A 24,484-nucleotide genomic window follows, 5' to 3' on the forward strand; every position below is an offset into this window, starting at 1 on the left:
ACAAGCGTGAGCAGAATTTTGATTGTTGAAGACGAGGATTCCATCAGCGACCCGCTGTCCTTCCTGCTGGCCAAGGAGGGCTACGAAGTCCAGGTTGTGGACAACGGTTTGGATGCCATTGTTGAATTTGAGCGCAGCGGCGCCGATCTGGTGTTGCTGGACCTGCAGCTGCCGGGCATGAGCGGCACCGAAGTGTGCAAGCACTTGCGCCAGCGCTCCAATGTTCCCGTCATCATGCTCACAGCCAAGGACTCGGAAATCGACAAGGTGGTGGGGCTGGAACTTGGCGCCGACGACTACGTGACCAAGCCTTATTCCTCCCGTGAGCTGATAGCACGCATCAGGGCCGTGCTGCGGCGCTTGGCGGAGCCGGAAGAGCTCATGAATGCCACAGTGCATGCGGGCCCGGTGCGCATGGACGTGGAGCGGCACGTTGTCAGTGTCCATGGTGAATCCGTGGCGTTCCCCCTCAAAGAGTTTGAACTCCTGGAAATGTTGCTGCGCAACGCCGGGAAGGTGCTCACCCGCGGGCAGCTCATTGACCGGGTCTGGGGTTCTGACTATGTGGGGGACACCAAGACCCTCGATGTTCACGTCAAGCGCCTTCGCAGCAAGATTGAGCCCGACCCGGCAGTGCCCAAATACCTTGTCACGGTGCGCGGATTGGGCTATAAATTCGAGCCGTAGACGGACAACCGTCAATTATGTGCACACCCTTGTCATAAGGGCGTCATATGAGCTTATAAGTTAGGTTTTGATTGCCCCAGTGTGACCCGCGCCATATGCTGTGATGGATAACATTACGGGTGGCCGCTGCGGCTGCATCAAAAATTGAGGGACCTAATTTATGAATTCCCCATCATTGAGGGCCGCACGGCGACCCCGCGGCCGCAAGGTCGTGGCGATCATGGCCACCGCCGCCATGGGACTAATGGCTGTTTCAAGCCCGGCGTTGGCACAAAATACGGCGGTCACGGCAGAATCCGTGACAACCTCGGCCTTGTCTGCCGACAAGGTCATCTTCCCCGGCAACGACGGCAAGGCACACACCGTCACTTTCGACTCCAAGTCGTTGAAGGTGGACGGCGAACGCCTCAACGTCTGGAGCGGCGAGTTCCACTATTGGCGTCTGCCCGGCACCGACGACTGGCGCGACATGTTCCAGAAGATGCGTGCCAGCGGCTTCAACGCCGTCTCGCTGTACTTCTTCTGGGGCCTGCACTCCACCGAGCCCGGCAAGTTTGATTTCACCGGCATCAAGGACATTGAACTCCTGCTGGACATGGCCGAGGAAGAAGGCCTGTACGTCATTGCCCGCCCCGGACCCTACATCAATGCTGAAGTATCCATGGGCGGCCTGCCGGCCTACTTGACCAAGAACGGCTCGCAATCCCTCCGCAGCATGGACCCGGAAGCGCTGCGCGAATCACTGAGCTGGCTCGACGCCTTCAACAAGATCGCCGTCAAGCACCAGGTCTCCGATGGTGGCGGTTCCATCGTAATGTACCAGGCAGAAAATGAGTTGTACGACGAATCCCGTGACCGGGTTCCTTTCATGAAGGACCTCGTGAAGAAGATCAAGGGTGACGGCATCACGGTCCCCGTCTTCCACAACGACTGGGGCTTCAAGGGCGACTTCAATCCCGGAAGCGGCCGGCCGAGCGGCGGCGGCGACACCGGACTGGACTTCTACTCCTTTGACCAGTACCCCTTGGGCTTCAACTGTGCCAATCCCAACCGCGGCCAAATCCCCGACATGGAAGCGCGCTACCGTGCAGTGACGACCACCAGCCCCATGTTCATTCCCGAAGGCCAGGGCGGCGCGTTCACCCCGTGGGGCGCCAGCTTCAATACGGACAAGTGCGCCGAATTTGTTGACCCCGCCTTCACCCGTCAATACGGGGTGAACAACCTCAACAATGGCATTAACATGTTCAACTACTACATGCAGTACGGTGGCACCAACTGGGGCTGGACAGGTTCGCCGTCGTCCGGCTTCACCTCCTATGACTACGGCGCACCCATCAACGAGGACCGCCAGCTCACGCCCAAGGCGGCAGTGCAAAAGGAATTGGGCTACTTCCAAAAAGACTTCGCCCCCATCTCCAACATGGTGCCCCAGGACGGCGCACCCGTCACGGTGGACGCCGCCGCAGGCACCATCAAGTCCTACCAGCGCATCGCCACCGAGAACCTGGCCACAGATTCCGTCACGGGCAACGGCTCCCGTTTCCTGGGGTTCCGCCAAACCGACAGCAACAGCACCACTGAGCTGAAGTACTCCTTTCCCTTGACCCTGTCACCGCGACAGCAGGTCATCGTGGCAAGTTACACCAATGATGACCGGGACACCGCCGCCATCAAGTACACGGGTACGTGGGGCAAGTCCAACGGGGAAGCCTGGGCCGCCGGCAACTACAAGGGCACCGAAACGTTCAGCGAAACCACCGGCGACTCCGTTGAGTACAAGTTCACCGGCGCCGGCATCCGGGTTATTTCCGCCCAGTCCACCAACCACGGCTACGGTGATGTCTACATTGACGGTGTGAAAGTTGGCCAGACCAACACCTACCGAGGCCAGAACGCCAACTTCCAGTATGTTGCCTTCCAAAAGGAGGGTCTGGATCCCAGTGTTGAGCACACCATCAAGATTGTGGTGACAGGCCAGAAGGATGCCGCAAGCCAAGGCACCAACGTCACCATCGACGCCTTTGACGTCATCGCAGCCGCCACACCGGCCACCGTTGTGAAGCTCGACGACGTCGACCCTGCCATCCGCTACTCCGCCGTCGGTGGCGTGTCCCAGTGGGCTCACGAGACGGGCAAGAACTGGACCGTCAACGACTACAAGGGCACGGAATCGTCCAGTCCCACAGCCGGGGCGTTCTACGAGTACACCTTTAAGGCTGCCGAAATCCGCTTGATTTCCCCGCGCGCTTACAACCATGCCAAGGCGGACGTCTTCATTGACGGCGTCAAGGTGGGCGAGACCAACACCTTCAAGTCCGGAACGCCCAGCGAGGCCCAGTTCAAGGCCTTCGAAAAGAAGGGTCTTGACCCCGCCGTGGAGCACACCATCAAGGTGGTCAACACTGGCGTAAAGGGCGATCCTGCCTCGATTGGAACTTTTGTGGCGATTGACGCCATCGAGACCTCAACGCCGGGCAGCACCACCACGCCTCCGGCACCCGCGGACTCCATCACGTTCAACAGGGTCCCGCAAAAGGCAGGCACGTTCCTGAGCATGCACGGCCGCGACGCCAACATGGTCATTGCGGACTACGCCTTTGACGGACAGAAGCTCATGTACAGCACCTCGGAGCTGTTCACGAAGATGCCCGTCGCCACCGGCACACTGCTGGTACTCAACGGCGCCAAGAACGACGCCGGCGAGACGGTCCTCAAATACGCCTCCGAGCCCGCTGTCACCACCTTGGGCGGAACTGCTGTGGAGTCCGTGTGGGACGCTGCCACCAAGACGCTGCGCCTGAACTATGTGCACGGTAGTGGCACCTCGGTGAAGATCAGCGGCGGCGGCGCCCCCGAACTGCGCATTGTCACCACCGACCGTACGGCCACGGGCCAGCAGTGGAGCGTGGATGGCATCGTCAAGGGCGGCACCACCAACAAGAGCGTCATGGTTGCAGGTGTTGACCTGCTCCGCTCCGCCGAGTTCGACGGCGACACCGTCAACCTGGTGGGCGACACCAAGGCAGCGCGCGCCATCAACATTTACGTTCCGGCCGGCATCACCAAGGCCAGCTGGAATGGGCAGGCCCTGGTAACAACAGTTGGTGCCAATGGCCAGCTTGTCGCCAACCTTGGCGGACCGGCTCCGGCTGTCCTGCCGGCATTGACCAACTGGAAAGTTTCGGGTGAAAACCCGGAGTCCGCAGTGGCGTTTGATGACTCCAAGTGGCTGGTTGCCACAGCAACCACAGCCGCCAACACGCGTCAGGGCCCCGGCCCCAACCAGGGCAAGGTCCTGGACACCGCCTTCTACGGCTTCTATGAAGGCGACACCTGGTACCGAGCCAGCTTCACGGCCTCCTCAGCCGCGACCAGCATCCAGCTGCGCGGACAGGGCGGATCCGCCGGAAACATGCTCGTCTGGGTCAATGGCACCTTTGTTGGCGCCGCTGCAGCCACTGGCAGCATGCAAACCCTGCAGGTCCCTGCCGGTGTCATCAAGAACGGCGAAGCCACACTGGTTTCGGCAGTGGTCCGCAACAATGGCCAGAACCTTGACTGGAGCGACGACGGATTGTCCCGCCAGAACCGCGGCCTCTTCGACGCGGTGCTGCCCAGCAGTGGCGCCGTTACTTGGAAACTGCAGGGCGCTAAGGACAAGGCTGCTCCGGTTGATATTGCCAGGACCATGTACAACACCGGTGGTCTGTACGGTGAGCGTGCCGGTTGGTACCTCCCCTCCTACCCGGATGCGATGTGGGCCGACGCCAGCAACTTCAAGCCCGCCAAGGCCGGAGTTACCTGGTACCGCAGCAACTTTAACCTCAGCATCCCCGCCGGCACCGACACAGCCATTGGCCTGAAGGTCAACGACACCAAGTTCGACAACGGACGGCAGTCCTTTGCGCGCGCCGTCATCTACGTCAATGGCTGGAACACCGGCACCTGGGTTGGCAATGTGGGTCCGCAAAGCACGTTCACCATCCCCAGCGGATTCCTGAACAAGAGCGGCAAGAACACTCTCGCCATCGCCCTGTCCACCGAGCGCGACGCCCAGGGCCCGGATTCCTTCACCTTGGTGGATCGCGGAACCAGTCTGGGCGGCGTGCCCACCACGCTGAACACGGCCCCGGATTACACCGCGCCGGTTGTGACGGCGGCGGCTGCCAAGTCCACGGTCGACGTCGGTGAGAAGGTAGCCATCAGCGGAACGTCCGCTTTGGCAGCCATCGGAAACGGTGCAGTCACCAATGCCGTCATCACCTACGGTGACGGTACTGCGGCTGTCACGGTTCCCGTGGTCAACGGTGCGTACTCTTCCGAGCACAGCTTCGCGGCCAAGGGCAACTACGCCAATACGGTGATCATCAAGGATGCCGTTTCCGGCGCCGTCTTGGGCACCAAGGCTGTCGTCATCACCGTGGCGGAACCGGGCACCACGCCTTCGGCAAGTGCCACGGCAACTCCGTCCGCGACGCCGAGTGCCACTCCTTCGGCAACGGCAACGCCTTCGGCAACGGCAACCCCTTCGGCTAGTACCACGGCAACTCCGTCGGCGACGGCAACTCCGTCGGCTAGTACCACGGCAACTCCGTCCGCGACGGCAACTCCGTCGGCTAGTGCCACGCCGTCGACCGTTCCCACCAACACCGCCAGTGGCAGCGTTAGCGATGCAACTGTGGCACCGGGCGGGAACCTGACCATCACGGGGAAGAACTTCAAGCCCGGCACCACGGCAACGTTCACGCTGCACTCGGAGCCGGTCCTGTTGGGCACTTCGGTGGTTGCGGCAGATGGCACAGTCACCTTGACCACCCAGCTGCCCGCCAACGTACCTGCTGGCAAGCACATGGTAGTCATTGCCGGCACCAGCGCCGAGGGCAAATCAGTGGAGGTCAGCATTGCACTGACAGTCACCGGCAGCGGTGCCAGTCAGCCCGCCACCGCGGGGGCAGCCACAACAGCCGCAACCGCAGATGACCTGGCCAGCACAGGCGCCAACGGGGTCCTCCCGATCCTGGCCTTTGCGTTGCTGGCCTTGTTTGCAGGAGCGGCAACCATCTTGGTTCGCCGCCGCCGCATCCATGGCTAAGCGGTAGCTCCTGGCAACTGACCCGCAGTAGTGGTCGAAAATCTCCCCGAAACGGGCTATTTTCAGCCACTACTGCGGGTCAGTTTGTTTAATCACCCACACCGGCGCCCCGTTCCGCTTGTGGCACCTCGTTGACGGGGCGCCCCCAGCGGAACGGGGCGCGGACCTCATGCCACTGGGCGGCGCTGCGGATGGAGGCAAAAGCCCGCCGCCGGGCGCAAAAAAGCGGGGCCAACCATCGTCATGATGGCCGGCCCCGCTTTGTGTGCCCCGCAGCTGCGTCCCGAGATGCGGGAGCAAAACAACTTAGTGCTTGGCAGCTTCAGCTGTTGCGGTGTCAGTCGGTGCTGCGCTGGAAACGTCCGACGGTGAAGCGGTGGTGGCCGGCGTCGGCAACAAGTTCTTGTATTCGGCCAAGGTGCCATCCAGAACTGGAACCTGCAAAGTGGCAGTTTCCGTGGCTCCGCCGGACTGGCGCAGTTCAAGCGTTTCCATGGCGCCCGGGGGCTGGGCCATGGTGCTGAGAATAGCCTTGTCGCCGACGGTGTCCAGGACCAAGGGCGTGCCGGGCTTAACAGTGACTTCAGTCTGGGAGCCCTGCGCGCCGCTGATCGTCAAGGTGATGTCGGCGGCAGACTGGTTGTAGAACGTGCCAATGAGGCGCCCGGGGCTGCCAGCAGCCTCGGAGACAATCAGTACGTTGCGCAGCTCCAGCTGACCCATGTTCTTGCGAACTCCATCAGATGCGGAGTAAACCAAGGTGGTGCTTTGCTGGTTGATGGCTGAGCAACCGGTGAAGGCCAGGGCGCCAACGCCGATGGCTGCAATCAGGCTCAAGCGTTGCAATCGTTTGGTACCGCGGATGCCGGCAGCGATTCTCACGTCAATAACTCCTCATGGAAAAGACAAAATATCTTTGCTCAGCTTATCCGCAAATGGGTCCAATGTGCGCTTCCGGCACTGTTTGAGGACTTTGGCGCCCATGGGCCCAATCACTGACTGCATCTTCTCACCGCTTAGTCAAGGGGTCAGCAATTCTCCAATTGTTGGAACAATTGCGCGGTCAGCGTAGCGCTGGCAGTCCCTGACCTGCGGAAACTCAAGGGAGCGGCTAGTTAACCGTGGTAAACTAGGACTATTGGAAAGGGAGAATCCACATGCTTTTTGAGGTCGGCGAGACAGTAGTTTACCCACACCATGGTGCGGCAAAGATCGAAGAGATCAAGATGCGCACCATCCGCGGTGAAGAGAAGATGTATCTCAAGCTCAAGGTTGCCCAGGGGGATCTGACCATTGAGGTCCCTGCTGAGAACGTAGACCTTGTTGGGGTTCGTGATGTTGTAGGCAAGGAAGGGCTGGAGCACGTTTTCGAAGTGCTTCGTGCGGAGTTTACGGAGGAGCCCACCAACTGGTCTCGCCGTTACAAGGCAAACCTGGAAAAGCTTGCCTCAGGTGACGTTATCAAGGTCGCAGAAGTTGTGCGCGATCTGTGGCGTCGTGACCATGACCGCGGCCTGTCCGCTGGCGAGAAGCGTATGCTCGCCAAGGCGCGTCAGATTCTGATCTCCGAGCTTGCCTTGGCGGAAAAGACTGACGAAGACAAGGCCGCCGAAGTCCTTGACGAAGTTCTGGCTTCATAGTTTTTGATTCTTGTAACAAAAAACCCCTGCCTAGTGCGGGGGTTTTTTGCGTCACGGGGTGGTTTGGGCGCCTTCGCCGCTAATGTAGAGGCTATGACTGAGGTGAAAGATGGCTCGTGTGCGGTAGTAATAGTTGCAGCTGGTTCTGGGCAGCGTTTGGGTTACGGAGTTCCAAAAGCGCGGGTTCCCCTCGGAGCTGACCCAATGCTCGTCCATGCCGTGAGGGGAGTGCTCAAGGCTAAAGTGGCAGCCCAAATTTGTGTGGCCATTCCGGCACAGGATGCTCAATTGGTGGATATTTGTCAGCAGCTGAGCAACGAGGCCCAAGCCGCGGGAGTGCTCTTTAGCGTGGTCGACGGCGGCGCGCAGCGCTCCGAGTCGGTGTACGCGGCGCTGGCGCACATTGCCACGGGTATCACCACGGTGATGATTCACGACGCCGCCCGGCCCCTGACGCCGTCGGGCGTTTTCAACCGCGTCGCCGCAGCGTTGCGTGACGGTGCCAAGGCAGTCATCCCGGCCCTGGCCGTGGTTGACACCATCAAAACTGTTATTCCGGCAACCCTGCCAGCCACGGGTGCTGGCGTGGAACAGGTGGTGGGTACTCCCGCGCGCAGCCAGCTGCGGGCCGTCCAGACGCCGCAGGGATTTGAGCTGGAAACCTTGCGCCGGGCCTACGCCCACGCCCTGACCCTGGACGATCAGACCGCAGCCCAGATCACTGACGATGCCATGCTGGTGGAAGCTCTGGGTGAGCAAGTGTTTGTCGTGCAGGGCTCCACCCACAGCCTGAAAATCACTTCACCCACTGATTTGCTCCTCGCCGAAGCAATGTTGGAGGGGCCTCTGCGCCCCCGCTGGGTGGAAGGATAAATCGCATGATTTTGCCACGAACAGGCATCGGCGTGGACATCCACGCCTTCGCACCCGAGGACAGTCCCGCCCCGCTGTGGCTTGCCGGGCTTTTCTGGGAAGGTGAGCGCGGGCTCAGTGGCCATTCCGACGGCGACGCCGTGGCCCATGCAGCGGCCGACGCCCTGTTTTCCGCCGCCGGAGTAGGCGATCTGGGCACCCACTTTGGCACCGACAGGCCCGAATACAAGGGTGCGAGCGGGGTGACACTTTTGGTCGAAGCCGCCCGGATCGTGCGGGCTGCTGGTTTTGAGATTGGCAATGTTGCCGTGCAATTTGTGGGCAACAGGCCAATATTTTCCCCGCGACGGCAGGAGGCCGAGGCTGTTTTGAGCGCAGCCGCCGGAGCCCCCGTCTCGGTCAGCGCCACCACCTCGGACAAACTGGGTTTTCCCGGCCGTGGCGAAGGCATCACAGCCATCGCGACAGCCCTTGTCATCCAAAACGCCCCCGCATCTGCGCCTGAAAGGTAATCTAGAGCCGTGACCTTGCGCTTTTATGATTCCGCCACAGCTTCCGTCCGGGACTTTGTCCCCCTCACCGAGGGGCGGGCTTCGGTTTACTATTGCGGCGCCACTGTGCAAGGCGAGCCGCACATTGGCCACGTCCGGTCTGCGCTGGCCTTCGACCAGCTGACCCGCTGGCTGCAGGCCAAGGGGCTGGAAGTCACCGTTGTGCGCAACGTGACTGACATTGATGACAAAATCCTGGTCAAGGCCGTGGAGAACAATGAGCCGTGGTGGGCCCTGGCGTACAGATTTGAACAGGCCTTCGAGGACGCCTACGACGCTCTGGGCATCCTCAAGCCCACCTACGAGCCCCGCGCCACGGGCCACATCCCGGAAATGCACGCCCTGATTTCCTTGTTGATTGAGCGCGGCCATGCCTACCCGGCGCTGGATGACTCCAGTGACGTGTACTTTAATGTCCGGTCATGGAAGCAGTACGGGTCACTCACCCGGCAGAACATTGACGACATGCAGGCAGCGCCCGACGCCGATCCTCGCGGCAAGAAGGACGCCCGCGACTTCGCGCTGTGGAAGGGTTCCAAGCCCGGCGAGCCGGAAACCGCCAGCTGGGCATCGCCCTGGGGTGCCGGCCGCCCCGGCTGGCATTTGGAATGCTCCGCCATGGTGACCAAGTACCTCGGCACCGAGTTCGACATTCACGGCGGCGGCTTGGACCTGCGGTTCCCGCACCACGAAAACGAGATGGCCCAGTCGCAGGCTGCCGGCCACGGCTTCGCCAATTTTTGGATGCACAACGGCATGGTCACCTTTGAGGGTGAAAAAATGTCCAAGTCCATCGGCAACACCATCAACCCACGGGAAATGCTCCAAATCGCCCGCCCCCTGGTGGTCCGCTATTACCTGGGCCAGGCCCACTACCGCTCGGTGCTGGACTACCGGCCCGGGTCACTCACGGAGGCCGCGGCCGCCGTCGAACGCATTGAAACCTTCGTCAACGCTGCGGTTTCCCAAGCACACTCGAACGGCAAAGTCAGTGATACCGGCAACCTTCCGGACGCCTTCACGGCCGCCATGGACGACGACCTGAACATCCCCGCAGCCTTGGCTGTGCTGCACGAGACTGTGCGCGCGGGCAACACAGCGCTGGCCAAGAAGGACATTGAAGCAACTGGCGTTGCGCTGGAAGCTGTCGTTTCCATGACCGACGCCCTGGGGATCAATCCCCTGGACGAGCAGTGGGCCAGGGGTGGCGATGCCACAGCAGAACTGGCTGCCTTGGATGTTTTGGTCAAGGCCCAGTTGGAGGCGCGCGCGCAGGCCCGGACCGAGAAGAACTGGGCCGAATCGGACAAGATCAGGGACGTCTTGGCTGCTGCCGGCATCGACATTGCCGACTCCGCCAACGGTTCCACCTGGTCCCTGCGGCGGTAATGCCGGACCCATAGCCATCACTGATCCTCGAGCACGGCCACGTGAGAATGGGCACTTTTTTGGCTGACTTTCACCAAAATCGCGTGCAGGCCGTAAACTAATAGCTACGGGTTTCACTTTCCCGTTATCTCGTGTGCCTAAAATGTGCGCGCGTACAGGTATGTTTGACGACTTTGGGGCCTTGGCATCACGGGCGCCGCACCAATCGTAAGGGTTTTACCATGGCCAACACTTCCCGCTCCGGCGCAGTCCGCAAGCTCAAGAAGGGCCCCGTCAAGGGCACCGGCGGACTCGGTCGCAAGGCACTCGAGGGCAAGGGTCCCACTCCCAAGGCGTCAGAGCGCACCTATCACAAGGCGTTCAAGAACCAGGAGCTGGCTGAGCGTTCGGCCGCCAAGCACGCTGGAACTTCCCAGTCAGCCCGCCGCAACAGCGGCCCCAAGGGCAAGGCCATGGAGGAACTCGTTACGGGCCGCAACTCCGTGGTTGAGGCGCTGCGCGCAGGCATCCCGGCGAAGGTGCTGTACGTTGCTGTCCGCGTTGACATGGACGAGCGCGTGCGTGAATCCATCAAGCTGGCGGCAGAACGCGGCATCCCGCTGCTGGAAGCACAGAAGCCCGAACTGGATCGCCTCACTGAAGACGCCATCCACCAGGGCCTGGTTTTGCAGATCCCCCCGTACGAGTACGAAGACGCCGTTGACACGGCCGGCGAGATCATGGCCAAGTGGAAAAAAGGCCACATTGCCAATGCTCCGCTCATCGTTGCTCTTGACGGAATCACTGACACCCGCAACCTCGGTGCCATCATCCGCAGCGTTTCAGCATTCTCCGGCCATGCAGTGATCGTTCCCGAACGCCGCAGCGCTGGCGTCACCGCTGCGGCGTGGAAGACCAGTGCCGGTGCAGCAGTGCGCGTTCCGGTTGCCAAGGCCCCTAACCTGAACCGCGCCATCGGTGCGTTCCAGAAGATGGGCTACTTTGTGCTGGGGCTCGACGGCGACGGTGACATTTCGCTGCCCGACCTCACCTTGGCCCAGGAGCCTGTGTGCATTGTGGTTGGTTCCGAAGGCAAGGGCCTGTCCCGCTTGGTTCGCGAAAACTGCGACCAGATTGTCTCCATCCCGATCGATTCAGCCATGGAATCGCTAAACGCCTCCATGGCTGTAGGCATCAGCCTCTACGAGATCTCAAGGCAACGAGCGGCCAAGGCCTAATCATGCCCGAAACAGTCGTGGAGGCCATCGGGACTCTGGGTGCTGCTTTGTCGCGCCATTCCCAACTGGGAGTGAGCGCTGTGAAGGGTGCCCAGAGCTCGGTAGCCAACGTGGCGGTCTATTCCCCTGCCAACAGCAACGTGGTGCTTTGCTATCAGCCACCGGGCGAGGCATGGAAGGCTGTCCTGCTGCCGGACAAGACCGACGGCGTGCATCACGCCCTGGTGCCCGACATGCCCGTGGGAAGCCGCTACGGCTTCTACGTTGACCATGCGGCAACCAAAGAGGAGATGCTCCTCATAGACCCGGATGCCGTGCAGTTATTGCTGGATCCCTACGGCCGCTACATTCATGAGGAAGTCAACGCGGCGGGCGAAACCAAGTACATGTCGGTGCGCATGGACGACGAATTTGACTGGGGCACAGTCGCCCGTCCGCACACCCCGTGGCGGGAAACAATTTTTTACGAAGCACATGTGCGCGGCCAGACAATGTTGCACCCGGATGTGCCCGAGGAAATTCGCGGAACTTATGCCGGCATGGCGCATCCCGCCATGATCAAGCACCTGCTGAGCCTTGGCGTGACAGCCGTGGAGCTTTTGCCGGTCCATTTCCACATTGATGAGCCGCACCTGCACGGAACAGGCATGAGCAATTACTGGGGTTACAACACCCTTGGATTCTTTGCCCCGCATGTGGGATATGCCAGCGCTGCCGCGCGCGAATCCGGCCCGGCAGCCGTTCAGGATGAGCTCAAGGGCATGATCAAGCTGCTGCACATGGCGGGCATTGAGGTCATCTTGGATGTTGTGTACAACCACACAGCCGAGGGTGGCCAGGGTGGACCCAACTACAGCTGGCGTGGACTGGCTGAAGAGCAGTACTACCGCATGCGTGACGGCAGTTACTACGACACCACGGGCTGCGGCAACACCTTGAATTTCGCCAACCCCCATGTCATCAAGATGGCCATGGATTCGCTGCGGTACTGGGTGGAGGAGTTCCATATTGATGGGTTCCGCTTTGATCTGGCCGTGTCCTTGGCGCGCAATGGCGGGCATGAGTTCACCAACCAGCACCCGTTCCTGCTCGCGGCGAGCACCGACGGCGTGCTCTCATCCACCAAGCTCATTTCCGAGCCTTGGGATGTTGGCTACGGTGGCTGGCAGACAGGCAATTTCCCCACCGGCTGGGCGGATTGGAATGATTCGTTCCGCGACCAGGTCCGTGAAGTGTGGCTGACTGACAGGGCTGCCATGTTGGCGGGCTACCACCACAACGGACTGGCCACTTTCGGCGATGCCCTGGGCGGATCGGCCAAGATTTTTGCCGGTTCAGGCCGCGGGCAGCTGGCCTCGATCAACCTGATCACGGCACACGACGGGTTTACCCTGGCTGACTTGACTGCTTACAACCACAAGCACAATCTGGACAATCAGGAAGACAACCGCGACGGCACCAGCAACAACCGCAGCTGGAACCACGGTGTTGAGGGGATCACCAACAACCCCACCACGTTGGCGCAGCGGGCCAAAACCTCGCGCAATCTCATGGCTACCATGCTGCTGGCATTGGGTGTGCCCATGATTACTGCCGGCGATGAGTTGGGGCGCAGCCAGGGCGGCAATAACAACGTCTACTGCCAGGACAATGAGATCTCCTGGGTTGACTGGTCCATGGATGATGAGGCCAAGACCATGCTGGCCGCCACGATCCGGCTGGCGCAGATCCGCAAGGACTTCCTGGCGCTGCAGCCCAGCACCTATCCCACTCGCGGGGGGCAGTCCTTCATTCACTGGTTTGGCGCCGACGGGCAGCCCATGACGGCTGATCGGTGGAAGAACCCGCACGAACGCGTTCTGACCATGTTGATGGGTTCCCCCGAAGGCACTGTTGACGGCTTGGTGATCTTCAATACGGGCGTCACCGATGAAGACGTCATCCTGCCAGCCAATCCGCGCTTTAGCGAGGCAGGGGCAGACGCTGGGGCTGATACTGAAACGGTTGACGCTCAGGCGACGGAGCAGGATGTTGTGGAAACTTCAGGGCCTCGCCCATACATGTTGCGGATGACTACCGAGCTTCCCACACGCACCGACGACGGCGAACCTTCCTTTCGGCTGCCCCGGACCATTGAGCCCGTTCCGGCAGGTGCCGCGGTGCGCGCGAACGCCAACACCGTTCAGATCTACCGCAACGACCTGACCCCGTTGTAGCCGCCATCAAGACCAACTGGCCCGCAGAAAACGCCGAAAAATAACGGTTTTACCGTGATTTTCGGCGTTTTCTGCGGGCCAGTTGTTTGGCGGTCCGATCAGGCGGTGGTGATCAGTCCCAGCTCGGCCGGATTGGCCAGTGCTCCGTGCTTGGGCAGGATCTGCACGCCGTAGCCAAAGTTCCCTGAGCGGTCAATGACGAGCTCGGTGGTGAATTGGTAGCGGCCGGGGCCGTACTCCTGCACCGAGTCCAGGGACAGGCTGCGCGTTGCCGTAAGCTCGTCGGAATCGCTGGCCGTCCCATAGACCACCGTGACGTTGACGTCCTCGGGGCGTAGCTGCCCCAGAGTGATGTGGGCGCGGACCTGCAATGATTCCCCAATTTGCGGTTCGTCGTTGAGGCCGTTTGACTCCACATGCTCAATGTGGACACCACCCCAGGCGGGCCGGACATTGTCTATCCAGGCCGCGAATTCCTTCGTGGCGGCGTAGTCGTTGGCCCTGGCCAGGCGGCCGGCCTCCGCAGCCGGCTGGTACAAACGCTGTACGTACTCTGCCACCATGCGGTTGGCGGACACTGCCGGGCCAAGGTGCGCCAGGGTGTGCTTGATCATGGAAATCCAATGGGCTGGCAAGGCGCCATCGTGTGGCTGCGACGGTCCTGCGGCGCCGGCATCCATGGTCACCACTTCACCGTAGAAGCGAGGGGCCACTTGAGTTTCCAGCAATTCGTACAAGGCACCAGCCTCAATGTCGTCGCGTTCCTCTTCGCTGGTGCCGGTATTTGCTGTGGGGATCGCCCAGCCGTTTTCGCCGTCGTACAGTTCATCCCACCAGCCATCCATGACGGACAGGTTCAACGAACCGTTGATGGCGGCCTTCATGCCCGAGGTGCCACAGGCTTCCAACGGCCGCAGCGGGTTGTTCAGCCAAACATCGCAGCCGGGGAAAAGCGTCCTGGCCATTGCGATGTCGTAATTGGGCAAGAACACAATCCGGTGGCGCACCTCCGGGTCATCCGTGAACTGCACCAGGTCCTGAATCATTTTCTTGCCCGCGTCGTCCGCGGGGTGGGACTTGCCGGCAATAATGATTTGGATGGGATGCTCAGGGTGCAGCAACAGGGCCTTGAGGCGGGCGGGATCACGCAGCATCAAGGTCAGGCGCTTGTAGGTGGGGACGCGGCGGGCAAAGCCAATGGTCAGCACGTCCGGGTCCAGGGCACTGTCCGTCCAGGCGAGCTGGGCGTCGGCGGCCCCGCGCTTCTTCCACGACGCCCGCAATCTACGCCGGGCATCGCTGACAAGGGCGGCGCGGAGGCGGCGGCGCATGGCCCACACTTCCTCATCGGTGACGTCATACACCTTGGACCAGTCGGGGCCGTCCAGCACTTCGGCGCCAAAACGCTCCCGGGCCAGCTCGGCCAGCGCCGGGTCCACCCAGGTGGGCACATGCACGCCGTTGGTGACGGAGGTGATGGGGATGTCCTCATGGTCAAAGCCCGGCCACAGCCCGGAGAACATGCCGCGGGAGACAACTCCGTGCAGTTTGGCCACACCATTGGCGCGTTGGGCCAGGCGCAGACCCATGACGGCCATGTTGAACACGTCGGAGTCGCCGCCGTCGTAATTCTCCGCACCCAGCGCCAGGATCTGGTGCACAGGCACGCCGGGAGCCAGTTTGCCGGCGAAGAAGTGCTCAATCATGCTGCGCGGGAACCTGTCGATTCCGGCAGGAACCGGGGTGTGGGTGGTGAAAACTGTGGAGGCGCGTCCAGCCGCCAAGGCTTCGCTCCACGACAGCGGGTGTTCGGTGAGGGCCGGGTCCATGAGTTCGCGGATCCGCTCAATGCCCAGGAAGCCGGCATGGCCCTCGTTGGTGTGGAAAACTTCCGGCGCCGCTGTGCCCGTTAGGCGCGCATAAACCCGCAGGGCCTTGACCCCGCCCATGCCCAGGAGCAGTTCCTGGGTCAATCGGTGGTCACCGCCACCGCCGTACAGCCTGTCAGTGACCCCGCGGGCGGCGTCGTCGTTTTCGGCAACGTTGGAGTCCAGGAGCAGCAGGGGCACCCGGCCCACGTCCGCACGCCAAATATGGGCGTGCAGTGTCCGGTTGTCAGGCAGCGGGAGCGAAATAAGGACGGGTGCGCCGTCGTCCTCGCGCAACAGGGTCAGGGGCAAGGCGTCGGGGTCCAGCAAGGGGTAGGTTTCCTGCTGCCACGCATCCTTGGACAATGACTGCTTGAAATAGCCGGCCTGGTACAAGAGTCCGACGCCGATCAAGGGGACCCCCAGGTCGGAGGCCGATTTCAGGTGGTCACCTGCCAAGATACCCAGGCCGCCTGAATACTGGGGCAGGACGTCGGCAATGCCAAATTCGGGGGAGAAGTAGGCGATGCTTTGGGGGGCCTCCGCGCCCAGCTCCTGATACCAGCGGGGTTCGTTGAGGTAACAGTCCAGGCTGGCCTGCGCACTGTCCACCCGGGCCACCACATCAGGGTCGTGGGCCAGCAGCTGCAACTGTTCACGGGACAGCGCCGAGAGCATGGACAGGGGATCGAATCGTGATTTTTCCCAAAGCTCGGGATTGAGCGATTCAAACAAATTGCGTGTGGGCAGGTGCCACGACCAGCGAAGATTGGTTGCCAGAGACGTTAGCGCAGAAATCTGCGCAGGGACTGTCGTGCGAACTGTGAATCTGCGAATTGCCTTCATGCCGGTCACAGTAACCCATGAACATGACACTAATATTGCTTGGGCGGTTTATTACCTACTTCATTACGCAGACCGGCCGTTTCAAGACGAACTTTGACCCGCTCGTGACGGGCCAACACACTCAAATGCGGATGGCCTTCGCAATCTGGCGGGGGAGTCGCTAACGTCTAGTTTGTGAGTACTTCCAAGCTTTCGCGAAATATGCCAGCCGCCACCTCAAAAATTGGCGCTGCCAAGCAGGTGCCCGAAAAGCTCAACCCTGCCGAGGGGCTGCGTTTTGGTCGAATCCCCATCACCAACGTCCAGCCCGTGCTTGAAGGTGGCAAATTCGCCGCCAAGGGTGTTCGTGGTGCCGATGTGCTTGTCAGTGCAGTGGTTTTCCGTGAAGGCCATGACGTGCTGGGTGCCACGGCCGTTCTGATTGCTCCCGACGGGACAGTGGCCCAGCGCAGCAAACTCACGCCGCGCGGTAAGGGCAGCGATGCTTGGGAAGGCGTGATCACCCCGGGTTTTGAGGGTGACTGGACGTTCCTTGTTGAAGGGTGGACGGACCTGTACGCCACCTGGGCGCACAATGCTCAGGTAAAAATCAACGCCGACGTCGATGTGGACGTCATGCTGGCCGAAGGCGCCCAGCTGCTGGGCAAGGCTGCCCAGGAAGCTCCCGGTGCCGCAGAGGCGACGGTGTTCAAGCATGCGGCACACATGTTGGCGGATGCGTCCTTGAACGTCAATGACCGCTTGGCCGCCGGGACCGGCGCGGCCGTGCGTGCCGCCGTCGAGCATTTCCCGCTGCGAGATCTGGTGACCAGCAGTGAGGCGTACCCCCTGAAAGTGGAACGCGATGCTGCCGGCCGTGGTGCCTGGTACGAATTCTTCCCGCGGTCAGAGGGCGCCGCACGCCACCCGGAGACCGGCGAGTGGACCAGCGGCAATTTCCAAACTGCCACCCATCGGCTGCCGGCAGTTGCCGCCATGGGCTTTGACGTCCTGTACCTGCCGCCCATCCACCCCATCGGTTTCGTCAACCGCAAGGGCCCCAACAACACGTTGACGGCAGGCCCCGGGGATCCGGGGTCACCGTGGGCCATTGGTTCTGCGGCGGGCGGGCACGACGCCATCCACCCGGATTTGGGCACCTTCGACGATTTTGACGCCTTTGTGGCTGCGGCCAACGAGCTGGAGCTGGAAATCGCGCTGGATTTGGCGCTGCAGTGCGCGCCGGACCACCCCTGGGCCACCGAGCACCCGGAATGGTTCACCACTCGAGTGGACGGCACCATTGCGTATGCGGAAAACCCGCCCAAAAAGTACCAGGACATCTATCCGCTGAACTTTGACAATGACCCGGCGGGGCTTTCCCACGAGATCCTGCGCATCGTGCGGCTGTGGATTGACCATGGCGTGCGCATTTTCCGCGTGGACAACCCCCACACCAAGCCCGTGTGGTTTTGGGAGTGGCTCATTGGCAAGATCAATGCCGAGCGTCCCGACGTGGTTTTCCTGGCCGAGGCCTTTACCCGCCCGGCCATGATGGCGGCGCTGGGGCGGGCCGGATTCCAGCAGTCCTACAGCTACTTCACCTGGCGCAACACCAAGGAGGAGCTGGAGGAGTACCTGGTCCACGTCAGCCGCGAGTCGGCCGGCTATTTCCGGCCCAACTTCTTTGTCAACACCCCGGACATTCTCACCGAGTACCTGCAGTTCGGCGGGCCGGCGGCGTTTAAGATCCGCGCCATTCTGGCCGCCTTGGGCAGCCCCTTGTGGGGCATGTATGCCGGCTACGAGTTGTTCGAACACGTGGCCCGGCCCGGTTCTGAAGAGAACATTGACAATGAGAAGTACGAGTACAAGGACCGTGACTTCGCCAAAGCGGAGGCGCACGGCAAGTCACTGGCCCCATTTGTCACCAAGCTCAACAGCATCCGCCGGGCGCACCCAGCCTTGCTGGATCTGCAAAATCTCACCCTGCATGAAAGTTCGGATGATGCCACGCTGGTGTTCAGCAAGCACAAGCACATCGCTGCCACGGACGGGGCCCCCGCCCGCAAGGACACCATCATTGTGGTGATCAACGTTGACCCGCACAGCATGCGCGAAGGCGCGGTGACCTTGAACCTTGACGCCTTGGGTCTGGACGGGCTTGCCCCTGACGGGACCTTCATTGTGGATGAGCTCATCACAGGTGCCACCTGGAACTGGGGCAAGAAGAACTACTTCCGCTTGGACGCCCACCTGGAACCCGCCCACATCCTGCACATCCGGCGGTGAGTCATGGCCTTCACGCATACCAATAGTGCCCAGCAGTTCAATGTGAACGCGCCCGGATTGGCCCATGACAGGCATTGGTACCGTAAGGCTGTTTTCTATGAAGTGCTGGTGCAAAGTTTCGCTGACGCCAACGGTGACGGCTCGGGCGATTTCTCCGGGCTGATCTCCCGGCTGGACTACCTTCAGTGGCTGGGGATCGACTGCCTGTGGTTGCCGCCGTTCTTTGATTCCCCCCTGCTCGACGGCGGCTACGACGTCCGTGATTTCACCTCCATCATGGAAAGCTACGGCACCATCTCGGACTTCAAGTCCTTGGTGACCCAGGCCCATGAGCGGGGCATGCGGATCATCATTGACTTGCCGCTGAATCACACTTCTGACCAGCACCCGTGGTTCAAGGCTTCACGGGAGGACCCCACGGGGCCGTTTGGCGATTTCTACATGTGGAGCGACACCACGGAGCTGTACCAGGATGCCCGGGTCATCTTCGTTGACACTGAGGAGTCCAACTGGACCTTTGATCCCGTCCGGCGCCAGTTCTTTTGGCACAGGTTCTTCAGCCACCAACCCGATCTGAACTATGAGAACCCCACCGTGCGGGAAGCTATTTTCGATGTGGTGAAGTTTTGGCTGGCTCAGGGCATTGACGGGTTCCGTGCCGACGCCATTCCTTATCTTTATGCCGAGGACGGCACCAATTGCGAGAACTTGCCGGCCACGCACCTGTTCCTGCAGGATTTGCGCGCCATGGTGGATGCCGAGTTCCCCGGCCGGGTCATCATTGCCGAGGCAAACCAGATGCCCCACGAGGTGGTGGATTACTTTGGCACGGCGGAGAATCCCGAATGCCACATGGCGTTCCATTTCCCCATCATGCCCCGGCTCTACTATGCACTGCGTGATCAAAAGGCCGCGCCGATTATTGAAACCATGGCGAACACCCCTGCCATTCCCCAAGGCGCCCAGTGGGGGACGTTCCTGCGCAACCATGACGAGCTCACCTTGGAGATGGTGACTCCCTCGGAACGCGAGGCAATGCTGGGCTGGTATGCCCCGGATTCGCGGATGCGCGCCAATATTGGGATACGACGCCGGTTGGCACCTTTGCTGGACAACTCCCGGGCGGAGATTGAGCTGATCAACGCGCTGTTGCTGGCCCTGCCCGGCAGCCCCTTCCTGTATTACGGGGACGAGATAGGCATGGGCGACAACATCTGGCTCGACGACAGGGACGCCTCGCGAACGCCCATGCAGTGGAATCCAGACCGCAACGCGGGTTTTTCAAATGTTGATCCGGGCAAGTTGTTCCTGCCTGTAGTGCAGTCGTTGGTGTATCACTACAACCACGTCAATGTTGAGGCGCAGATGGCGCACTCCAGTTCGCTGCTGCACTGGAACAAGAAGATTCTGGCTGTGCGCAAGGCCCATGCGGCCTTTGGTTTGGGCGGCTACGAGAATGTGACCACCTCGCACGAGGCTGTTTTGGCATTCCTGCGGGTGCTGCCCGTGGGTAACGCTGAGGGGGAGCGGCCCGAATCGATCCTGTGCGTCTTCAACCTGTCCCAACATCCCGCCGCCACCACCTTGCACATGCCCGAGCTGGCCGGCCGCGGGCTGCGTGAAGTGTTTGGGGAGTCGATTTTTCCGGGAATTGACGACGACGGCCGCCTCACCGTGACCCTGGGCTCCTATGACTTCTTCTGGCTGCGCATCCGTTCACAGGCCTCCAACGTCCAATCCGACCAAACGCAGGCGCTGCCCATCATCGACGGATCGGTGTACGGGTACTGATGACCGCCACACTCATTGACCTGCTGGCCGCCTGGCTGCCGGCCCAGCGCTGGTACCCGCGCAAGGGCGCCGCCGGACGGGGGGCCCAGCTGAGCATTGCTGACTCCTTTGAACTGCCGTCGTTGGACTCTTGTGTATCTCTGCACGTGCTCTTGGTTGAGGTGGCATTCCCCGGACGTGACATCGCCTCCGGTACGCAACAGGCCCCGTACGACGCCGGAGCCAGCCTGACGCTGCACGTCCCCTTGAGCTTCCACCGTAATAGCACAACCGCGCTAACTAACGGCTCTGACGTTTCCCAGGTTGTGGGTTCCGGAGTTGCGCTGCCGCCGGAGTCGGCGCTGTTGGGAACAGTAGCTGCCGGCACAGGGCCTGGGCGTCAATGGCCAGGTGGGCGGGTCTATGACGGGCTTGCGGACCCGGCTTTCATGCGGGCTTGGCTTGTGCAGTTGAATCGCGGGGAGCTTGCACCGGCCCAAGGTGCCCAGCGCCTGCGCGTCTGGCGGAACCCGGAGCTTGTCACCCTTGCTGCAGAGGCAGCCACCCATGTCCGGGTGGTGACCAGTGAGCAGTCCAATAGCTCTGTCATTTTTCAGCTCGGTGAGCGGCAACTCATTGCCAAATTCTTCCGGGTTCTCCATCCCGGCAAGCATCCCGAAGTGGAAATCGGGGAGGCCTTTGCCAGCCTGGCCACTGACGGCCAAGAATTCAGCGTCCCAGCCCTTCAGGCGGCGGTGAGTTACGGGACCGGCAGCGTGGCACTCTTTGTGATTCATGACTTTGTCCCCGATGCCCTGGACGGGTGGAGACTTGCCCTTGACTCCGCCGGGGATGGCGCCGATTTTTCCGCCAACGCCCATGCCATAGGTGATGCCCTGGCCCGGGTTCACAGCGGATTGCGCCAGGGCCTCGGCGAGCACCGCCTGGATGCCGCCGAGATTTCTGCGTTTACCGAGGCGCTGGGCACCCGGCTCAACGACGCATGGAACCTGGTGCGCTCCGCCGTCGGACCATATGATGTGCAGATTCGCAATATTTTAGCGCAGCTGAACCAAATAAAGCAAGTGCCATCAGCGCAGCGCATTCACGGTGACCTGCACCTGGGGCAGCTCCTGCAGCAAGAGTCAAAAGCTGCCCTGGGATGGTACATCCTGGACTTTGAAGGTGAGCCGCTGAGGACGTTGGCTGAGCGTGGCCGCCCGGATGTGACCTTGCGAGACGTGGCAGGAATGCTGCGTTCCTTTGATTATGCAGGGGCGCAAGCTGCGGCAACAGGGACACTGAGCTCTGCGGCCGGCGCGCAATGGGCCCAAAACAGCGGCGAGGCGTTCGTTCAGGGGTATGAAAGCGGTTCCGGGCAAAGAATTGCAATCGACTCGGCACTTTTCGTGGCATTGTGGCTGGATAAGGCGCTGTACGAGGTTGTTTATGAATTACAAAATCGGCCCGACTGGGTATGGGTACCAGTAAAGGCCGTGCGAGATTTGTTTGAATCAAGGGAAAGTGGTGTGGACATGGGACTGAATAAAATGGCCCCTCTGGCAGTCGATGCGGGAATCTTGGCACGAATTGCCGGGGGAACGTACTACGCCCCGCATTCGGTGCTCGGGGCACACTTGGGCGATGACGGATTGGTTACTGTTCGCACGCTGCGGCATTTGGCCGAGTCGGTGCTTGTGGTGACAGGCAGCGGCAAGTACCCCATGACGCATGAACATGGCGGAATTTGGGTGGCAGTTGTACCGGCGCAAGAGGCCGGGCACGTGCCGGACTACCGTCTGGACGTGGCCTATGCCGACGTCGTGCAACGAACCGACGATCCCTACCGGTACCTGCCCACCGTGGGGGAACTGGATCTGCACCTCATTGCCGAGGGCCGTCATGAGACCTTGTGGACAGTGTTGGGCGCGCACGTGCAGCGCTATCACTCGAGCTTGGGCGAAGTGTCTGGCGTGAGCTTTGCCGTATGGGTGCCGGCTGTTCAGGCAGTGCGGGTCATCGGTGAATTTAACGGTTGGGACGGCAGGGCTCACGCCATGCGCAGCCTGGGCACCAGCGGCATCTGGGAATTGTTCATTCCTGACGTGGCGCCGGGGGATTGCTACAAATTCGAGATTCTCACCGAACATGGTGAATGGCTGCAAAAGGCTGATCCCATGGCCTATGGCACGGAGGTTCCCCCGCTGACGGCCTCCCGCGTCGTGGAATCCTCGTATTCATTCAAGGATGGCGATTGGATGGCGCAGCGTGCGCTCACGGATCCGCACAATTCCCCTATGAGCGCCTATGAGGTCCACCTTGGCTCGTGGCGCCCAGGGTTGAACTACCGTGAGCTTGCCAAAGAACTGGTCGAGTATGTTCAGGAGCTTGGTTTCACGCATGTTGAGCTCATGCCCGTGGCAGAGCACCCGTTTGGCGGATCATGGGGTTACCAGGTGACCTCTTACTACGCGCCAACCTCACGGTTTGGCCATCCCGACGATTTCCGGTTCCTTGTCGATTCACTGCACCAGGCTGGCATTGGCGTCATTATGGACTGGGTGCCGGCGCACTTCCCCAAGGACGAATGGGCGTTGGCCAAGTTCAACGGCGGGGCACAGTACGAGCACTCGGACCCCCGTCTCGGTGAACACCCCGACTGGGGAACCTTGATCTTCGACTTCGGTCGCAACGAGGTCCGCAACTTCCTCGTGGCCAATGCTCTGTACTGGTTGGAGGAGTTCCATATTGATGGGCTGCGTGTGGATGCCGTTGCTTCCATGCTGTATTTGGACTACTCCCGCGAAGAAGGCGCCTGGAGCCCCAACCGGCACGGTGGCAGGGAGAATCTGGAAGCCATCAGCTTCCTGCAGGAAATGAATGCAACCGCCTACCGGCGCAATCCAGGCGTTGTCACTATTGCCGAAGAGTCCACTGCCTTCCCCGGGGTGACGGCACCCACCAGCGGGGGTGGCCTTGGGTTCGGCATCAAGTGGAATATGGGGTGGATGCACGACTCCCTTAACTACATGGCCGAAGACCCCGTCAACCGTGGTTGGCACCACAACCAAATCACTTTCTCGCTGGTGTACGCGTTCACGGAGAACTTCTTGCTGCCCATCAGCCATGACGAGGTAGTGCACGGCAAGGGTTCCTTGTTGCGCAAGATGCCGGGGGACAGGTGGCAGCAGCTGGCCAATCTGCGCGCCTACTTGGCGTTCCAATGGGCTCATCCCGGCAAGCAACTGATCTTCATGGGCACAGAGTTCGGGCAGGAATCCGAATGGAGCGAGCAGCATGGCCTTGACTGGTGGCTGGCAGAAAACCCTGCGCACAACGGAATTCAACTTCTGGTTAAAGAGCTGAACCAAAGCTATGCCGGCACTCCCGCCCTGTATGAGTTGGACAATGTCCCCGAAGGATTTACCTGGCTCAATGGGGGGGACAGCGAAAACAATGTAGTTTCTTTCGTTCGCCGCGACAAGGCCGGCAATCCGCTAGTGTGCATTGTCAATTTCTCCGGCGTTGCCTATGAGAACCACCGCGTGGGCCTGCCGGCGGCAGGCCCGTGGCAAGAGGTTCTCAATACCGACCTTGCAGTTTTTGGCGGCTCCGATGTTCGCAACCTGGGGGCGCTGGTGGCTGAGGAAAAACCCTGGGACGGTCAGAACCTCTCAGTCCAGCTCCGGGTGCCACCCCTTGGTGCCCTGTATCTGACCCCTCTGGAAGCCTAGAACTTCAGGCGTCCTTGGAGCACCTACTTGCCGTTTGGTATTCACGGCAAGTAGGTGCTATTGTTAGTACTCCGCTGAACGAACGGTTCGGATCCGGACAAGACCAAAACAACGGCCTGGAAAACAGGCTTAATTGTTTATGTTCAAATATAAATTTGAATTCAGTCGAAATTACGGGTTTGACTTACTGGAATTCATGCGGGTAAGCTTGAAAAGTTGCCTCGGCACTGATCATCGCGGACTGTTTGTTGGTTTGGGTGTGTTGGCTGGGTGTGGTTGTTGTTTGAGAACTCAATAGTGTGCCAAGTTTTATTGATACCAATTTAT

Annotated in this window: 13 protein-coding genes; 11 read left to right on the plus strand and 2 right to left on the minus strand. The window is 60.9% G+C overall.

The window, feature by feature from the left end; genetic code table 11:
* Positions 1-6 precede the first annotated feature (6 nt).
* Together CVS28_RS02050 and CVS28_RS02055 are read left to right on the plus strand one after the other, a co-directional pair.
* Positions 7-687, plus strand: coding sequence for a response regulator transcription factor (locus CVS28_RS02050; protein WP_103464090.1), 681 nt, complete (start codon positions 7-9; stop codon positions 685-687).
* A 160-nt stretch (positions 688-847) separates the two neighbouring features.
* Complete coding sequence (locus CVS28_RS02055) at positions 848-5,782, plus strand: beta-galactosidase (RefSeq protein WP_133159024.1); 4,935 nt, start codon at positions 848-850, stop codon at positions 5,780-5,782.
* A 306-nt stretch (positions 5,783-6,088) separates the two neighbouring features.
* Here the strand turns inward: CVS28_RS02055 and CVS28_RS02060 are convergent, their stop codons facing one another.
* Positions 6,089-6,664, minus strand: coding sequence for a hypothetical protein (locus tag CVS28_RS02060; RefSeq protein ID WP_103480455.1), 576 nt, complete (start codon positions 6,662-6,664; stop codon positions 6,089-6,091).
* Positions 6,665-6,939: 275 nt separating this feature from the next.
* Here CVS28_RS02060 and CVS28_RS02065 point away from each other — a divergent pair, with 275 nt between their 5' ends.
* From CVS28_RS02065 to glgX, 6 genes are all read left to right on the plus strand, one after another.
* Positions 6,940-7,422 (plus strand): CarD family transcriptional regulator, encoded by a 483-nt coding sequence (locus CVS28_RS02065; protein WP_054009598.1) that lies wholly within the window; start codon positions 6,940-6,942, stop codon positions 7,420-7,422.
* 93 nt (positions 7,423-7,515) lie between these two features.
* On the plus strand, positions 7,516-8,295 hold the full coding sequence (gene ispD, locus CVS28_RS02070; protein ID WP_103467609.1) for a 2-C-methyl-D-erythritol 4-phosphate cytidylyltransferase: 780 nt from the start codon (positions 7,516-7,518) through the stop codon (positions 8,293-8,295).
* A 5-nt stretch (positions 8,296-8,300) separates the two neighbouring features.
* On the plus strand, positions 8,301-8,807 hold the full coding sequence (gene ispF, locus CVS28_RS02075; RefSeq protein WP_103480456.1) for a 2-C-methyl-D-erythritol 2,4-cyclodiphosphate synthase: 507 nt from the start codon (positions 8,301-8,303) through the stop codon (positions 8,805-8,807).
* 9 nt (positions 8,808-8,816) lie between these two features.
* Positions 8,817-10,235, plus strand: coding sequence for a cysteine--tRNA ligase (gene cysS / locus CVS28_RS02080; RefSeq protein ID WP_103480457.1), 1,419 nt, complete (start codon positions 8,817-8,819; stop codon positions 10,233-10,235).
* Between the two features lie 221 nt (positions 10,236-10,456).
* Positions 10,457-11,452, plus strand: a complete 996-nt coding sequence (gene rlmB, locus CVS28_RS02085; protein WP_103467606.1) for a 23S rRNA (guanosine(2251)-2'-O)-methyltransferase RlmB — start codon at positions 10,457-10,459, stop codon at positions 11,450-11,452.
* 2 nt (positions 11,453-11,454) lie between these two features.
* On the plus strand, positions 11,455-13,668 hold the full coding sequence (gene glgX / locus CVS28_RS02090; RefSeq protein ID WP_103480458.1) for a glycogen debranching protein GlgX: 2,214 nt from the start codon (positions 11,455-11,457) through the stop codon (positions 13,666-13,668).
* Positions 13,669-13,766: 98 nt separating this feature from the next.
* Here glgX and glgP read toward each other — a convergent pair whose 3' ends face one another.
* Positions 13,767-16,382 (minus strand): alpha-glucan family phosphorylase, encoded by a 2,616-nt coding sequence (gene glgP, locus CVS28_RS02095; RefSeq protein ID WP_207797145.1) that lies wholly within the window; start codon positions 16,380-16,382, stop codon positions 13,767-13,769.
* A 201-nt stretch (positions 16,383-16,583) separates the two neighbouring features.
* Between glgP and CVS28_RS02100 the strand changes: the two genes are divergently transcribed.
* Genes CVS28_RS02100 through glgB form a run of 3 tightly spaced genes read left to right on the plus strand, consistent with a single transcriptional unit; the run spans position 16,584 to position 24,157 of the window.
* Positions 16,584-18,653 (plus strand): alpha-1,4-glucan--maltose-1-phosphate maltosyltransferase, encoded by a 2,070-nt coding sequence (locus CVS28_RS02100; RefSeq protein WP_207767598.1) that lies wholly within the window; start codon positions 16,584-16,586, stop codon positions 18,651-18,653.
* A gap of 3 nt (positions 18,654-18,656) precedes the next feature.
* Positions 18,657-20,444 carry a maltose alpha-D-glucosyltransferase gene (gene treS / locus CVS28_RS02105; RefSeq protein ID WP_103467603.1) on the plus strand — a complete coding sequence of 596 codons (1,788 nt, stop codon included), beginning with the start codon at positions 18,657-18,659 and terminating at the stop codon, positions 20,442-20,444.
* Complete coding sequence (gene glgB / locus CVS28_RS02110) at positions 20,444-24,157, plus strand: 1,4-alpha-glucan branching protein GlgB (RefSeq protein WP_103480460.1); 3,714 nt, start codon at positions 20,444-20,446, stop codon at positions 24,155-24,157. The genes treS and glgB overlap by 1 nt, the downstream gene beginning before the upstream one ends.
* Positions 24,158-24,484 lie beyond the last annotated feature (327 nt).

The sequence above is a fragment of the Arthrobacter glacialis genome (assembly GCF_002909415.1).
Lineage (GTDB): Bacteria > Actinomycetota > Actinomycetes > Actinomycetales > Micrococcaceae > Specibacter > Specibacter glacialis.